Origin of the sequence: Micromonospora sp. 050-3 (assembly GCF_046549335.1) — a bacterium.
GTDB lineage: Bacteria > Actinomycetota > Actinomycetes > Mycobacteriales > Micromonosporaceae > Micromonospora > Micromonospora trifolii.
Genome location: NZ_JAJPVX010000005.1, coordinates 1 through 15873 on the forward strand (window position 1 = coordinate 1; position 15873 = coordinate 15873).

Sequence of the window (15873 nt, forward strand, 5' to 3'; positions counted from 1 at the left end):
CCCGGAAGCTAAGCCCTCCAGCGCCGATGGTACTGCACTCGTGAGGGTGTGGGAGAGTAGGACGCCGCCGGACAATCTTTCAGATAAGGCCACCCCCATTCGGGGGTGGCCTTATCTGCGTTTCCCTGTCTGGTTGATCGACCCGGGATCCTGATATATGCGGGGCTACGGGAAGTGGTGTCCGCACGTCGTGAGGCCACTACAACCGGGATGTTGCGCGATCATGCGGTCGGGCCACGGGGCGGTCAGCGAGCTTGCGATCAACAGGCCCGCAGTCTGCGCCCGCGCCCCATCTGACCCCGCGATTTTGCAGTTTGTGCGCCGACAAACCGGCTCAGATTTCGCGTTGCGACGACCGAAAGTGCAAGATCGCGGCGGTCCAGGATTGGGCCTGGCGTCCAGGGCTAGGCTCGGCCTGTGGATGAGGTCCTGATTTTTGTGGTGTTCGCGGGCTGCGTGGCGGCGGTCCTGGGCACCCTCTGGTGGCTCGCGTCCCGGGTCCGTCGTCGTGGCATCGGTGGCGAGGTCATGGGTCCGTTCGAGGAGATGTGGCACCCCGCGGCGCACCGGTTCCGGGCCGAGATCCGGGTGCAGGAGACTCGCACGGTGCCGATGCCACCGCAGGGCGGCAAGCGCAATGGCACGGCGGCAAAGCGGCCGAGCTGACCCCGGACCTGAGCTGACCCGGAGTGGGTGGGCCTCAGGACGTCTTCGGGCCGCAGACGTAGCGGGGCTCCGCGTCGTAGCGCCAGGTGAACTTCTCCCGCTTGACCACCGCGCCGTCCTTCTTGATGACCCGGAACGCGTCCTGGGTGAAGCCGTTGATGCCGTTGGTCTCGATGCACGAGGGGCCGGGAGCCAGGTGGATCTGCTTCGGCGTCGTGATGTTGCGGCGTGGGCCGTACTCGGTCTTCACGCTGTCGTAGATCTTCGTGCTCCAGATGGACACGGTGATCGTGCTGGACGTGTACGACGTGTCGATGAGAACGCCGTACTCGGTGTTGTTGCGGAACTTGAAGTCCAGATTGGGCCAGAAGATGGTCGACTCGATGACCGCCGGGTACCTGTCGAACCAGTACGAGTGCGGCTTGTGCTCGACGTCCTCCAGGCCGGCGTAGTAGGTCGCGTTGAACAGCGTGGTGGTGAACTGCGAGGTGCCGCCGCCTACGCCCGGCACGAGCTTGCCGTCGAGGATGACAGGTGCGTCCCGGTAGCCCTGGGCGTAGCCGCGCTCGCCGGTGTGTCCGTTGAGCGAGAACGTCTTCCCGGGCAGCACGACCGTGCCGTCCACCTGCCTCGCGATGGTCGCGATGTTCTGGCTGCGCGACGAGGTCATGCCTCCGGTGAACCGGGTGGTGAAGGTCGACACCCGCTCCTTGATGCCCAGGCCGGCGAGCTTCTCCCCGGTCAGCTGCGGCGGCGTCGGCTTCAACTCGCCGGTCACCTGGCGGCCGTCCGCCTTCGGTAGCACGGCCAGCAGGTCGCGACTGAGGGCCGCCGTGTCCAGCTGCTGGCCGGATCGCCCCTCCTTGGCTGTGGGCCGGCCACCGGAAATCGTCATAGTGGCGTCCTTCGGCGGCACCTCGATGGCGGCCAGCTTGTCGCCGAGCGCCGTCCTCAGCCGCTTGACGTCCACCGAGGGGGTGAGCTTCCCGGTCTTGTCGGCGCCGAACCGGAGGCTCTTCGCGATAGCGGCGGGCGGGATCGTCACCTGGCCCTTGTCGGTGCGCAGGGTGACCGGGGCGGCGACGGCCGGCTTCGCCAGCTCGCTGACCATCCGGTCCAACTCCTCCGGGGTGGTCGCCGGGTGGGTCTCCACCAGAGGCACGGTGACCGGGGCGCCGGCCAACCAGCCGGTGCGGACCACCTCGGCGGAACGCTCCGGGTTCAAGGCCAGCCCGGGCTTGGGCTGTACGACCTTCGGCGTGGTGCCCTGATAGGTGATCGCCGGCATCGTCATGCCCTGGGCCTGGTCGCCGAGCACCTTACGGAGCGCGTCGTCCAACCGGCCCACGTCGACGGTCACCACCGGCTCGACGGTGCGGGACCCGACCAACCGACTGACCGGGTGCGCGTCCGCCTCAGTGGCTGCGGCGACGGTCGCCGGCACGTCGACGGTCAGCCCCACGTCGGCCGGGTTGATCTCGGCGGTACGTCCGTCGACTGTGACCTTCAGCGGCGTGGCGAGCGCTGCCGCCCGCCGGTCCAGCTCCGCCCGCAACTCCCGGTCGGCGTCCGCGCGGCTCCGGCCGCCCAGTTCTGTGCCGAGCACGCTGGTGCCACGGGGAACGTCACCGGCGTACGCCCAGGCGCCGGCACCCGCCACGGCGGCGAGGACGCCACCGGTGATGCCGGCGGCGAGCAGCATCCGCACCCGGCGCGGCCGGCGCGGGCCGCCGTCCGGCTCGCCGGGAGCGGCTGTGGTGACCGGCTCAGGTCCATCGTCCGGCCAGGTGACCGCGGTGACCTGCACGGTGGGCCGGTCGTCGGCGGGTGGACTGTTTTCGCCGTACAGCGTCACTGCAACCTCGATCGCCAGGGTGCCGCGGGAGGTCCTCCCTCCCGGAGGCACCTACGGTAACGAATGCCCGGCCGTCCTCGGTGGCTGCGCCCATCAGGCGCTGGTACCGCGTGTCGTTCGGCGTGTCGCACCGGTCCGGGGGCGGTGCCGACGGCGGACCGCCGACGTGACACGGTGACCGGGTGGACACTGCGGAGCGGGTGTTGGCGTACGGGGGCGGATCGCTGGACCGGGCGGGCCCGTTGCGCACCGATCCGACGCGGTTGGGCGCGCTGCTCACCGAGTCGACAACAGTGCTGTTGCCGATGTGGCGGGACCGTTGTCTCGTCGACGGGCACGGGCCGGTTCGGCTCAGCGCGGAGCGTGCGGCGCTGGTCCGGTCCGCCGCCGGCGAGACCGTCTTCCTGGGGCTCGATGGGGAGACCGCCGTGTTCGCCGCGGACCTCTCCGCGCTTCCCGAGCGGTCCGCCGTCGAGATGGCCGGTGCGGTGCGGTCCGTCGACGTGCGAGCACTGGTCGGGCGGCTCGAACCCGGCGACGCGGCCGTCCATGCGTACGCCAGGGGTTTGCTGCACTGGCACCGGCAGCAGCGATTCTGCGGGACGTGCGGCGCGTCGGCCGTCGCCGACGGCGGCGGGCACCTGCGGACCTGCACCGGGACGGAGTGCGGACGCCTGCTGTTCCCCCGGATCGAGCCGGCGATCATCGTGTTGGTCGAGGCACCCGGTCGGTCGGGGCGCTGTCTGCTGGCCCGGCACGCGGGCGCGGCCGAGGACGCGTACTCGACGCTGGCCGGCTTCGTCGAGATCGGCGAGAGCCTGGAGGACGCGGTCCGCCGGGAGATGGGCGAGGAGGCGGGCGTGACAGTCACCGACGTGACCTACCAGGGGTCACAGGCGTGGCCGTTCCCCGCCGGCCTGATGGTGGGATTCCGGGCCACCGCCACCTCCGACGACGTACGCGTGGACGGCGAGGAGTTGCTGGAGGCGCGGTGGTTCACCCGGGCGGAGCTGCGGGACCGGGCGGCCTCGGGTCGTCCGCTGGGTCGGGTGGACTCGATCGACCACCGACTGCTGACGGACTGGCTTGCGGAGGGCTAGTCGGCTCGGTCGTCGGAACCGGCGCGGGCCGACGGGCCGTGACCGCCATCAGCGCGGTGGTGACGATGGCAGTGCCCAGGGCAGCGAGGAGAAGACCGGGGACGCTGTGCGGCCGGAGGGTCGCGGTGACGGCCACCAGGCCGGCCACGCCCACCCACAGCGGTGCCGCCGCCCAGCGTGCGCCGGCCGCCAGGCGGTCGTTGAGCAGCACGAACGTCACCGCGTAGAGCGCACCGACCGCCGCGAAGAGGGGCGCGTACCGGCCCAGGTGGTCGTAGTCGGGCCCACCGGCGAGGCGGAAGGCGAGCCCTCCGGCGAGCGTCGAGGCGAGGACCAGCACCAGGCCACACCCGCCCGTCACCGCGAGCGCAACCCTCCGGCTGCGCTGGTCACCGCGGGCCAGCCGCGGTAGAGCGAGGACGGCGGCGACCTGCGGCGCCCAGAGCGCGCCCTTGCTCAGGACGGTGCCGACCGAGTACGCCCCGGAATCCGACGGGGACAGCAGTTGTCGGGCCAGCAGCAGATCGGCGTAGGAGACGACGAGCATCGCCAGGGTCGCACCGCAGCCGGCAACGACCTGAGCGACGGTCAGCCGTGGGGCGGTGGACGACCGTTGGGGCTCACGGGCGAGTCGGGCCAGCACCGCCGGGGTGAGGGCGGCGGTCAACGCGCCGACCGCCAGCGCGCCGGTCGGTCCCGCGCCGAGCAGCAACCCGGCGATCACGCCGCCGTAGCGGCCGGCGGCGAGCACTGTCATCCCGATGGCGAGTCGCACGAAGCGCTGGCCACCCTGCAACTCCCCGAGGGACCGCGAGGAGAGCACGATCGCCGCGGCGGTGACCGCCAGCAGCGCGGGCATCTCGACCGGGAGATCCAGGGCGGTGACCAGCAGTGGTGTCGCCGCCACGAGGGTGCCCGCGCACACGGCGGCGGTGACCACTGTGAGCCGCCGGGTGTCGGAGGCACCGTGGCGGGAGTGGTGCACGGCGACGGCCAGTTGCAGGCCGAGCCCGGGCACACCGACGATGGCCACTAGCCCGAGGGCGGCGGCGAGCGCGCTCAGGTCGGCCGGGTCGAGCCGCCGGGCGGCCAGCACCGGCACCAGGTAGGCGAGGCCGTTGACGAGAACCCCGGCCACTGTGACGCTGACTCCGGCAGCGCCGAGGCCCGTACTCCAGCCGCGTGTCAGCTCCGTCTGGGCCGTCGTCTCCCGACGGACGGGTCGTCGGGGGCTCACGTGATCTCGGAGAAGGTCGGAGGCTGCCCGTCGGTTGGCCCGGCCGACTGGCCGGTCCTCGCCGGCTCGGTCGCGTTCGGCTTGGTCCCGTTCGGCTCGGTCCCGTTCGGCTTGGGGACGTCCAGCTCGGGGGCGTCCGGCTTCTCGTCCGCCGCGACCAGCACGGCCGCCGGAACGGCCGAGGTCGCGGCGGTCGGCCTGGCCCGGCGTACGGGCCGTCGTCGGGCGGCGGTGGAGAGCCAGAGGGCACCCAGGGCGACGACGATCGTGAGTTGCACCAGCGCGTCGGTGTTCCGCCGCGTCGCGTCGAGGTAGAGCAACCCGGCGAGCAGGACGAGCGCGCCGGGAAGCCAGGTCTCGACGGCGCGACTGATCGTCCTGGCCCGACGTGGGTCGGCCGGCCAGGGCAGGCGACGTGGGCCGGGAACCGCCAGCATGAATCCCGCAGCGACCAGCAGACCGCCGATGAGGCCGCTCCACAGGACCAGCGCGGCGGCCCCGACGGCCAGCAGCGGCAGCGAGCGGGTGACCCGGCCTCGGCCGCGCGGCACGACGGTCGCCGAAGTTCCCCCGGTGGGCTGTCGGGCGGGCAGCACCGCGAGCAGGACCACCACCGCGAGCAGGGTGCCGCCGAGGAGAAGCCCCGCCCGGTACGGGGTGTCCGGGGCGAAACGCAACAGCACCTCCCCGGAGGCGCCGGCGGGAAGGATCCAGCCCTGCTGCCATCCGTCCACCACCAGTGGTTTCAGCGTTCGCCCGCCGAGGGTGGCCTGCCAGCCGGTGTTGGTGTTCTCCCGCACGGCGAGCACCCGGTCGACGGGATGACTGCCCACCCGTACCCGTCGCTCGGTGGCTGCCCAGGATTCGATCTCGGTGGCGCTGGCGGTCGGCGGAATTGCCGTGGCCGTCGAGGCCGGCGTGGCCGTCCGGGGCACCAGGGCGACCCGGGTGGGTGAGGCCAACTGGCTCGGGGTGGCGACGATGCGGTGCTCCCCGCGGCCCAGGTCGAGCTGCCGCGGCGTGGCCCGGCCGCACGAAGTCACCGGCATCTCGCGCATTTCCAGCAGGTCGCGGAGCGTGCCGCTCAGCGTGGTGGTCACCCGCGCCGCGCCGATCTGGAGCGTCGGCCCCGATCCGCAGGCCAGCGCCAGGGGTGTGTCGAGGCGCGGTCCGACCGTGGGCGCTCCGGGTAGCACTGTCACCTCACCGACCGCGATGGGCAACTTCTCCGGCAACCGCAGCTTGTACGGGTCGGTGCTGGTGGCGGACGGCTTGTCGAGGAACTGGATGGTGATCTCGTCGGTCCGCATCGGCGGGTCCAGACGGAGCAGCCCGTCGTCGCCGAGCAGGCTGCTGCGGAAGCCGTCGTCGCCGACCACCCGCACACTGCCGAGACGGGTGGCGGCTGTCTTGTCGTCGACCGAGAAGCGGAGCCCGGTGATGGTCTGCGGCTTGAGCCACTTGAGTCGCAGGATCGGTGCCTCGTCGTCGATCGCCGGTGACCAGCTGGTGGTCGGGTTCCCGTCGAGCGCGGCCCCGGCCCGGCCGGTCGGGTCGGGCACGGCCGTCGAGGAGGCGCTGATCTGTGCCGCGAGACGCAGCGGCTGCGCGTCGGTCACCACCTTGTCGAGGGCGTTGTCCAGGTCGGGGCCGGCCGTGGGCCGCGCCCACAGCTTGGCGTCGTACGCGCCGGCCGCCGGCAGGGTCAGGGTCCTGTCGATTGTGGACGCATCCTCGGAACCACGGATGGCGTCGGTGGAGCAGCGCGGCTGCCCGTCGACGGAGAAGCAGGCCGGCGTGGTGGGTGCCGCCGACACGACGACGGTCGCCGGCCGGTCGGTGGCAGGTGCGGCGGGCAGGACCAGGGTGCGGCTGGTCTGGATGCCCGGAACCTTGATCTCGGCGATGCCGACCGAGCCGTTTCCGAACGGGCGCAGGTCGTACGCGCTGTCGACCGAGACCCGGACCTCGCGAGTGGCGTGCACGCCGGGCAGTTCGAACACCATGTGGTCGCTGAACTGTTCGATGGTGCTGCTCTCGTACCCGGCGCTGACGGTCACCGTGGTGGGCAGGGCATCGGCCTTCAGGTCGAACCACACCTCGACCCGGGTGACAGTCGTCGGGTTGGCGAGGCCCACCTCGATCCACTGCTGGTCGCTGGGCGAGTACGGCGCGGACTGCCAGGAGGTCGCCGGGTTGCCGTCCATCGCCGCGTACGGCTGGTGCTCGGGGCGGGCGCCGCCAGGGGAGTCCACCTGCGAGCGGGCGGTCGAGGTGCGGATCGCGTTGATGCCCTCGAAACGGGCGACAGTGGAGTGCTGGGCACCCCACTCGGGCAGGTAGTCGTGGGCCGGTGCGTCGACCTCGAAGGTGTCGTCGGCGGTCAGCGTCTGGGAGGTGTTGTCGCGCAGTCCGCCGAACGACACGTCGCGTCTGCGCAACCCATCGGTCATCGCCACCGGCCCGGCGACGTCGGCGGTCGACGCGTCGCCGGCCAGAATGGTGGGCGCCGAGCCGAGCTGCCCTGCCGCGGCGAGGTCGAGCAGTGATTCCGGGCCGCCCACCACTGTTGTCACGTCGGCTCTGTCATAGGCGACCACCGGCTCGACGGGCCGGTCGACCCGGTAGACCTCCAGCGCCCGGACGGGCACGTCGAGACCATGGTCGCGAAACTCGTCGGGAGACGAGGGCCCGCCGCGCAGGGGGCCGAAGGACGTGACGCGGGTCAGCCCGGGTGAGCGTTCCAGCGCCTGGCGGACCACCGCTGGGCGGGCCGTGTCGGAGCGGCCGTGGTCGAGGTCGGCGCGGAACAGGACGTGGCTGATCCCGGATCGGGCCAGCAGGTCCGCCAGTCCGGTCGACCCAGTGCCGGTGGCGAGCGTCGACTCGATCGCGTCCAGCAGCCGGATCGTGGTCGGCGGGGTGAAGGGGATGGCGTTGCGTACCGCCCACCGACTGTTGAGCAGCGGCTGGGCGATCTCGTCGGTGGTGTTGCCCCAGTCGTACGACGGGAAGCGTGCCCCGGGTACGACGAGCACCCGCCCGCGCCCCGTGTTCGCGTCGAGCCAGTCGGTGGCGTCGTGCCAGTAGCCGGGCACCTCCTTGACGCTGCCGGGGGTGGCGAGACCGCCCGCGAGGGCGGGGGTGGCGACCGCCGTGACGGCGACGATGGCGGCGCCGGCGGTCAGCCAGGCGCGTGCGACGGTTCGCGGACGGTGCCGGGCGGGCGCGGTGCGCGCCGCCCGGACGGCCAGCCCGATCAGGTGCGCCATGCCCAGGCACAGGGGTAGGCGGAGCAGGACGTCGAACTTGTGCACGTTGCGCAGGGGTGCGCCGACGCCGTCGAGGAACTCCTGCTGTGGTCCGGCGAGGATGTTCGGCAGGTCGCCGACGTGCCCGAGACCGACGAGCGCGACGCCGAGCACCAGACCGGTGATGAGGAACCGGCGGTGCGGCATCCCCCGTCGGGACAGCCCGAGCACACCGAGAGCGGCGACCGCCAGGGTGGCGGCGACGAGCACCGCCTCGTTGGCGAGTCGCGCCCCGGACGGGATGGTCGGTCCGAACGGGGAGGCCAGGTAGGCGACCCAGTAGGAGGCGCCGCGCAGGGTGGTCGCCGCGTCGGTGACGCTCGTGGTGTTTCGGGCGGTCTCGATGTAGTCCAGGAAGGGTGGGCTGTACCGCCCGAGGACCAGCAGCGGAACCAGCCACCACGCGGTGGCCAGGGCCACCGCGCCACACCAGGCGGCGATGGCGGTGACCCGGCGGCGTACGGGCTGGAGGGTGGCGAGCCAGAGCAGGGCCAGTGGCACCACAGCGAACACGGCAGTGGCGTTCACCCCACCTGCGCAGGCGACGGCGATGGCCGATGCGGCGACGGCGCGTCGCAGTCGCGTGCCGGCGGCGAGGCCGACCAGTGGAATGAGCACCCAGGGGGCGACGGCGCTGGGCCAGGCTTCCACCGAGGACCAGCCGAGCTGGGTGAGGATGCGCGGTGACAGCGCGAAGGCGACGCCGGCGATCATGCGCCCGGCGGGCGTTCCGATGTTGAGCCTGCCCGCCAGGCGCACGGCCCCCAGGTAGGCGACACAGAAGAGCAGTGCCCACCACAGCCGCTGCACCACCCACGGCGCGAGGCCGGACTCCGACCCGAGCAGGAAGAACGGGCCCATCGGCCAGAGATAGCCGTACGCCTGGTTCTGTAGTTGGCCGAACGTGCCGGTGGGGTCCCACAGGTGCAGCGAGCGGAGCAGCCACCCGGCCGGGTTGACGAACAGGTCGACCTTGGTGTCCGGGACGACCTGGCCCGGGGCCTGCTGGAAGGCGAGGGCGGTGAGCGCGATGCAGATGACCAGGTGCCGGAACCGTCGGGCCGTGTGCCGGCTCCGGCTGGACCCCGGAGCGGCGCCACTGGCCACCTCTGCACGCATTTCGGCTCCTGTCTTCACGGCCGGACGCGCACCTGCAGCCGACGACTGTCGCGCGACGTTATCCGGACCGGGCACGGACGGGCGACCAGGGGCGCTGCGGTGGCGTTATCGGGAGAACGGCCGTCCCCACGGCGTGTAAGCGTGTGGCAGGCTGCCGACCATGTCAATGCCAGAAGCTGAGGCCGAGACGCATCCGGAACGCGTCGCGTCCGATGGCGGCGGGCCGGGGCCGATCGGCCGATGGCTTCGCGCCGACGCCGTTCGCGCCGTGGCGATCGCCCTCATCGCCGTGTCCGTCGCCTGGCGCGCCGGCCTCGCCACCCGTGGCTGGTTCTCGCAGGACGAGTTCGTCATCGCCGCCCAGGTTCTCGACACCGGCCTGGACGCGGACTATCTCCTGCGTACGTTCAACAACCACCTCATGCCCGGCGGCCTGTTGGTGGCGTGGGCGATGGTGCGGGCGGCGGGCTTCGCCACCTGGCCGTGGGTGTTGCTGCTGGCTGTTGGTCAGGCGGCGACCGGGCTCGCTGTCTACCGGCTGCTGCGCGACCTGCTTCGGCCCGGTTGGGGCCTGCTCATTCCGCTGTGCCTGTTCGTGTTCAGCCCGCTGACGCTTGAGGTCTCCTCGCTGTGGTTGGTCGGGCTGCTCGTGCTGCCGATGCAGTTGGCACTGGTCATGGCGGTGGCAGCCCAGGTCCGGTACGTGCGGACCGGTCGCCTGCGGCACCTCGTGGCGGTAGCGCTCTGGCTGGTGTTCGGCCTGCTCTTCGACACCAAGTCCCTGCTGATCGTGCCGCTGCTGTTCCTGCTGACGGTCTTTCTCTTCACGTCCGGTGGGGTGTGGCGCAGTCTCGCGACGGCGATCCGCCGGCACTGGCCGGCCTGGCTGATGCTCAGCGCGCTGTCGGGGGGATACCTGGCGTTCTACCTGACCCGCCCCTCCGGTGAACTGCGGGACCCGACCTCGGTCGGTCCGGTCCTCAACTTCCTCGGTGACCTGGTCGGCGAGACAGTGGTGCCGGGTCTGCTCGGTGGTCCGTGGCGCTGGACCTACGCCGGTGACGGTCCCCCGCTCGCCGACCCGTACGACATCGCCAAGTGGTTGTCCTGGGCGGTGCTGGCGACGCTCGTCGTGGTCACCGTCCGGCGACGCCCGTCGGCCGGCCGGGCCTGGCTGCTGCTCACCTCCTACCTCGGTCTGGTCGCCACGCTCTTCGCCGTCACCCGGTTGGGCGGCCCGCTCGGCCCACTGGTCGGCGTCGTCCCCCGGTACGTGGCCGACGTGGTGCTGGTCGCCGCGATCTGTGTCGGCGCGGCCCTGCTGGGGATCAAGGACACCGACGAGGACGAGGTGTCGGCGTGGCCGGTGCCGACGGTCCTGCGGGAGCCGGGTGCCTTCGCGGTCGGCCTGGTCTCGATGATCGTCGTCCTGGCGACACTTGGCGTGGGCACCCTGTGGAGCACTGCCCGTTTCGGCGACAACTGGAGTACCAAGTACGGGCGGGACTATCTCGCGACGACGCAGGCCGAGCTGGCCGCCGCGCCGCCGGGCACCGTCTTCTTCGACACCGCAGTCCCGGACCGGGTCGTCGCCGGTTACTTCTGGCCGGACAATCGCCAGTCGCACTTCTTCCGCCCGGCCGAGCGTCGACCCACCTTCGTGACGGAGGCCGCGCGACCGTCGACGTTCGATGATCTCGGCCGGATCCGTCCGGTAGTGGTAGAGGGTCGGAAGATCGTGCCCGGTCCGGTGGACGGCTGCGGGCACCTGGCCCAGGGCGGCCAACCCACTCGGATCCCGTTGGACGGGTACCTGGTGGAGTGGCCGTACGTGGTGCACTTCGGCTACCTCAGCTCGGGTGACTCGACAGCGCTGTTCCGGCTCGGGGACGCCACGCGCGAAATCACCCTGCGAAAAGGGCTGAACGACCTGTTCTTCCTGATGGAGGGTGCGGGGGACGCCGTCGAGGTCACAGTGCAGACGCCAGGGGTCGGGGTGTGCACCGAGCTGATCACCGTCGGCCGGGCGGTGCCGGCGTCGTGAATGGTTGAGCCGACCGACGGCGTCGAGGCCGCAGCGGTTCGGCGGGCGCGGGACACGCTGTCGCTGTACGCGCTCGCGGCGGCGGTCACCGTGGTGGTGCTGGCCCCGCTGGCGGCGCCCGGCTACGCGTTGCTGTACGACATGGTGTTCGTACCCCGGCAGCCACTGACCTGGGATCTGGTCGCTCCGGCGCAGAGTCTGCCCCGGGCGGTGCCGATGGACGCACTGGTCTCGCTGGTCACCCAGGTCGTGCCGGGCTGGCTGGTGCAGCGGCTGGCGCTCGCCGGGGCTGTCTTCCTCGCGGCGGTCGGCGCCGGCCGGTTGGTGCCGACCGACCGGCGCGCGGTGCGTTTGTTCGCCGCGTTGGCGTACGCGTGGACGCCGTACCTCGCCGAGCGGTTGCTGATCGGGCAGTGGGGGCTGCTGCTCGCGTACGCCGCGCTGCCCTGGCTGGTGCGGGCGGCGCTGGACCTGCGGGCCGGACGCGACGGCGCGCTCGCCCGGGTGGTGCTCGCCGCCGCTCCCGCGGCCATCACGCCGACCGGCGGTCTGATCGCGCTGGGCACGGTGCTGGTGCTGGCGTCGGACCGGATGCGCGCGCCCCGGTCGCAGCTGACGTCGCAGTGGGCGCGGCGGGCGTTCGCCGGTGTCGCGGTGCTCAACGTCCCCTGGGTGGTCGCGGCCCTGGTCACTGGCGCGGGGGGTTCCTCGGACCCGGCGGGGGTGACGGCGTTCGCGGCGCGTTCGGAGAACTGGGCCGGCCCGCTGGTGGCGCTCGCCGGCACCGGCGGCATCTGGAGCGCACAGGCCACACCCGCCAGTCGTGCCGCGCCGCTGGTGCCGGTGGCGACAGTGGTGCTGCTGGTCCTGGCCGGTGTCGGTGCGGGCCTGCTGCGGCGCCGGCTGCCCCCGGCTGTGGCGGCGCGGCTGGCGGTGCTCGCCGGGATCGGTGGCCTGCTCGCGGCCTTCGGGGTGCTTCCCGGCGGGGCCGCTGTGCTGCGCTGGGCGGTGGTGCACCTGCCCGGCGCGGGACTGCTGCGAGACGGCCAGAAGTTCCTGGCACCGTACGCCCTGCTGTTGGTGGTGTGCGCGGCGTTGGGGGCCGAGCGGCTGGTGGCCCGGATCGACCGGGAGGTGGCCGGGGTGGTCCTGGTCGGGCTGCTGCTCCTGCCGGTCGCCGTCCTGCCGGACCTCGCATACGGCGGTGCCGGCCGGCTTCGTCCGGTGAGTTACCCGGCGGACTGGCAGGTCGTGGCCGAGTACATCGACGAAGAGCCGGGGGAGGTTCTTTCGCTGCCGATGAGCGCCTACCGGGCGTACCCGTGGAATCCTGGTCGGGTCGTCCTGGACCCGGCGCCCCGCTACCTGCCGGGGACGGTGCTGACCGACGACACGCTCCGGGTCGGCGACGTCGCGGTGGCCGGCGAGAACCCGCGCGTCCGTGAGATGCGCCGGGCGTTGGCCGAGGGGCGGCCGGTCTGGACCACCGGGGTGCGCTGGGTGCTGGTGCAGCGCGAGGTCTCCGGTGAGGTGGACTCTCAGGTAGTCGGCGGCCTCGAGCGGATCTACGACGGACCGTTCCTCACGCTGTACCGCAATCCGACGACAGTGCTGCAACCGGGCCCGTCCGGGCCGGCCCGACTGGCCGTGGTGGCGGCCCTCGCCGCCGCCCTTCTGGTGGTCATCGCTGCCGCCGTTTCGGCACTACACCGGCGAGCTACCGCGTGGTAACGTCCGCTCGCACGTCTCGCCATTGGAGGATTGGCATGCGTAGAGCTCTGACCCTGGTCGTGTCTGGCCTGGTGGCGGCGTTGCTGGGGATCCTGGCTCTCGGCGGGATCTCGGCCGCCGCGACCGCCACCGACGAGGAGGCCGCACAGGAGGCCAAGCTCGTCTCGGAGGCGGCCAAGCGGGCCGGAAAGAAAGACCCGTACGCCCCCGCGGTTTACGGCGACAGGTAGGACGGCTCGCCCCGCTGCTGCACTGGGCGGGGCGACTCCACACCCTTGAGGATCGCCTCGAAGCGCCCGCCCGCAGCCTGCCAGGTGAAGCTGGCCGCGTGCTCCCGGGCCTCGGCGCCCATCTCCCGCCGCAGCTCATCCTGGTGCAGCAGCGTGCGCACCTTCATCAGGTAGTCGTCGATGTCGTCGGCCAGCAGGCCGGTACGCCCGTCGACGACCGCTTCGGCGACTCCGCCCGCTGCCCGGAACGCCACAGTCGGGGTGCCCGCCGAACCCGCCTCCACGATCGTGAGCCCCCAGCCCTCCTTGAGGGACGGGGTCAGGGCCACCCAGGCGGAGGCGAGCAGTGCGGCCTTCTCCTCCTCGGTCACGAAGCCCCGGAAGTCCACCCGCTCGGTGATGTCCAGCTCGGCGGCGAGTTCACGCAGGTGCGACTCCCACCAGCCCTGGCCGGCGACGACCAGACGTAGTTGGGGCAGCTCGTCGGCGAGGGCCGCGACGGCCCGCAGCGCCACCTCCACCCGCTTGTGTGGCACCAGCCGGTTCAGCGTCACGAGCAGCGGGAACGTCGCCCGCTCGGCGTCGGTGTGGGGCAGCGTCGGGGTGCCGTTGTGCACCACGGAGACCTGCTCCGGCGGCACGCCGAGCACTGCCAGCTCTCGGCGGGTCGCCTCCGAGACGGTGACGTACCGGCACCGCTGGTAGAGGCGTACGGCGAGCGACGATTCGATCCACCAGCCGAACCGGGCCGCCCACTGTGGAAGCACCACCGGCCACTGCTCGCGGTGCACGTGGTGGATCAGCTTGACCACAGGGCGTCGTGCCCACAGCGGGGCGAGGAACGGCAATCCGTTGCAGACGTCGACCAGGACATCGGGCCGCCCGCCGCGGCGGGCCGCCAGCGGGCCGATGCCCAGCGCGCCCGCGACGTAACAGAGCGCCGCCCAGAGGTAGACGCTGTGTCGGCCGCCGCGCCGCACCAGCCGTACGCCCGCCTCGTTGATCTCGTCGGCGGGAGCCTGGCTGTGGGCCGCGCAGAAGAGAGTGGCGCGGAATCCGCGCGCCACCAGTTCGGCGGCGATCCGCTCGACGTACACCTCGGAACCGCCACCCTCGGGGTTACGGGTGTCTCGCCAGTTGAGGAACAACACGTGTCCGGGCATGCCGAAGCGACGCTCCACGCGAACCCTACTCTCAAGTAATTTAGCGACCCGCGTCACATTAGGGGCTGGTAGGCCGGCCGGCAATGCCCCGATGGGCCAGCGCTGGGCGCTACCCGCCGACAGTGGGCACCGGAGTGCCAGCGGCGACGGTCGGCGGTGTGGTGGCCGGTGTGGCCACGTCGGTGACGGGGGTCCCGGACGTCTGCCCACGCCCGGTTGATCGGCGCCGCCCCTGCGACCCGAGCAGTTGCAGGGGCCGCTCGACGCCGTAGTAGCTGACAGCGGCGTACACCAGGCCGAAGGCCATGGTGAGGGCGAAGGTGCTGAGTAGTCCGCCGGTGAACAGCTGTCGGTCGTCGACCAGGTAGATGAGTTCGATGACCATGGGGTGCCACAGGAACAGTCCGTACGAGACCACGCCGAGCCACCGGGCGGACGAGCTGCCGAAGACCTCCTTGGCCCGGCTCGGCCCGCCGAAGGCCACCGGGATCAGGATCAGCGCCGCGATCACGAGGTACAGGGCCAGCTTGACGCCGAACTCGGCGGCCGTCGGCTCGGCGAGGTCGCGGGGGCCGGCGACGGGCGTCGTCGCGATCGCCATCAGGCCGACTGCGGCGGCCCAGCAGGTGACCGGCGCCGACGCCAGGTCGTCCAGGACCCGGAAGGCCGCCGGCGCGGTCCCGGTGCGCAGGGCGACATGCGCCGCCGCCAGTGCCATGCCGGCGCCGAACCAGGCGGCGTACGAGGGGAACCACATGGTGTGCAGGGCGGTGTCGAGCCAGCCGAGCCCCATCAGGGTGAGCCACCCGGCGGTCAGCAGCGCACTCCCGCTGACGATCACGATGGTGCGGACAGGACGCCAGGACCGGCCGACGGCGAGCACCGCGACCAGCGGCAGGATCAGGTAGAACACGACCTCGGTGGCGAGACTCCAGGTCTGGCTGAGCCCGGCGCGCAACTGCCCGGGTTGGTAGATCTGGGTGAAGGTGAGGTGGCGGATCCAGTCGCCGACGGACGCCTGCCCGTTCTGCGGCAGGACGATCAGGCAGACCACGACCGCCAACCAGTAGGCGGGCAGGATGCGCAGGGCTCGCCGCCACAGGTAGCGCTTGGCGCGGGGCCGGGCGCGGCCCGTCGCAGCGCTGAGCGCCCACGGCCGAAACAGCAGAAACCCGGACAGTACGAAGAAGATGGCGACGCCGACGTCCAGTCGAGCCAGCCAGCCGCCCCAGGTGGTGTTCATGGTGACGGCGGTCTGGAACCCGACGTGGTGACCGACGACCGCCACCGCGCCGATTGCTCGCAGCGCGTCGAGGGCGGGAAGTCGGCCGGTTACCGAAGGCTCCGAAACTGTTGGCGCGGCGGCTGTGGACATCTGGACATCCAGGGGGTCGCTTTGAAGGTGACCGGGGAGTAA

General features: G+C 72.0%; 9 protein-coding genes and 1 pseudogene. 5 read left to right on the forward strand and 5 right to left on the reverse strand.

The features are described 5' to 3' along the window. Positions 1-417: 417 nt before the first annotated feature. Positions 418-666 carry a hypothetical protein gene (locus ACLJOK_RS33165; RefSeq protein WP_410822430.1) on the forward strand — a complete coding sequence of 83 codons (249 nt, stop codon included), beginning with the start codon at positions 418-420 and terminating at the stop codon, positions 664-666. Between the two features lie 34 nt (positions 667-700). Here ACLJOK_RS33165 and ACLJOK_RS33170 read toward each other — a convergent pair whose 3' ends face one another. Further along, entirely contained in the window at positions 701-2521 is a 1821-nt protein-coding gene (locus ACLJOK_RS33170; RefSeq protein WP_410822431.1) for a VanW family protein, read from the reverse strand. A gap of 182 nt (positions 2522-2703) precedes the next feature. Between ACLJOK_RS33170 and nudC the strand changes: the two genes are divergently transcribed. Beyond that, positions 2704-3621, forward strand: coding sequence for an NAD(+) diphosphatase (gene nudC / locus ACLJOK_RS33175; RefSeq protein WP_410822432.1), 918 nt, complete (start codon positions 2704-2706; stop codon positions 3619-3621). Here the strand turns inward: nudC and ACLJOK_RS33180 are convergent. Together ACLJOK_RS33180 and ACLJOK_RS33185 are read right to left on the reverse strand one after the other, a co-directional pair. Next, complete coding sequence (locus ACLJOK_RS33180; RefSeq protein ID WP_410822433.1) at positions 3518-4858, reverse strand: lipopolysaccharide biosynthesis protein; 1341 nt, start codon at positions 4856-4858, stop codon at positions 3518-3520. The genes nudC and ACLJOK_RS33180 overlap by 104 nt on opposite strands. A 164-nt stretch (positions 4859-5022) precedes the next feature. Continuing rightward, a pseudogene (locus ACLJOK_RS33185) lies at positions 5023-9288 on the reverse strand (alpha-(1->3)-arabinofuranosyltransferase); the annotation flags it as partial. 166 nt (positions 9289-9454) lie between these two features. On the opposite strand from ACLJOK_RS33185, the gene ACLJOK_RS33190 reads away from it, so the two are divergent. Genes ACLJOK_RS33190 through ACLJOK_RS33200 form a run of 3 tightly spaced genes read left to right on the forward strand, consistent with a single transcriptional unit; the run spans position 9455 to position 13293 of the window. Then, a complete protein-coding gene (locus tag ACLJOK_RS33190) occupies positions 9455-11332 on the forward strand; it encodes a hypothetical protein (protein ID WP_410822488.1) in 1878 nt (625 codons plus the stop codon). Continuing rightward, entirely contained in the window at positions 11333-13063 is a 1731-nt protein-coding gene (locus ACLJOK_RS33195) for a hypothetical protein (RefSeq protein ID WP_410822434.1), read from the forward strand. It abuts the gene before it with no gap. A 35-nt stretch (positions 13064-13098) separates the two neighbouring features. Next, a complete protein-coding gene (locus ACLJOK_RS33200) occupies positions 13099-13293 on the forward strand; it encodes a hypothetical protein (RefSeq protein ID WP_203122933.1) in 195 nt (64 codons plus the stop codon). Here ACLJOK_RS33200 and ACLJOK_RS33205 read toward each other — a convergent pair. Further along, positions 13278-14456 (reverse strand): glycosyltransferase family 4 protein, encoded by a 1179-nt coding sequence (locus tag ACLJOK_RS33205; protein ID WP_410822489.1) that lies wholly within the window; start codon positions 14454-14456, stop codon positions 13278-13280. The genes ACLJOK_RS33200 and ACLJOK_RS33205 overlap by 16 nt on opposite strands. Before the next feature lie 109 nt (positions 14457-14565). Beyond that, positions 14566-15831 (reverse strand): acyltransferase family protein, encoded by a 1266-nt coding sequence (locus ACLJOK_RS33210; protein ID WP_410822435.1) that lies wholly within the window; start codon positions 15829-15831, stop codon positions 14566-14568. Between the last annotated feature and the right edge of the window lie 42 nt (positions 15832-15873).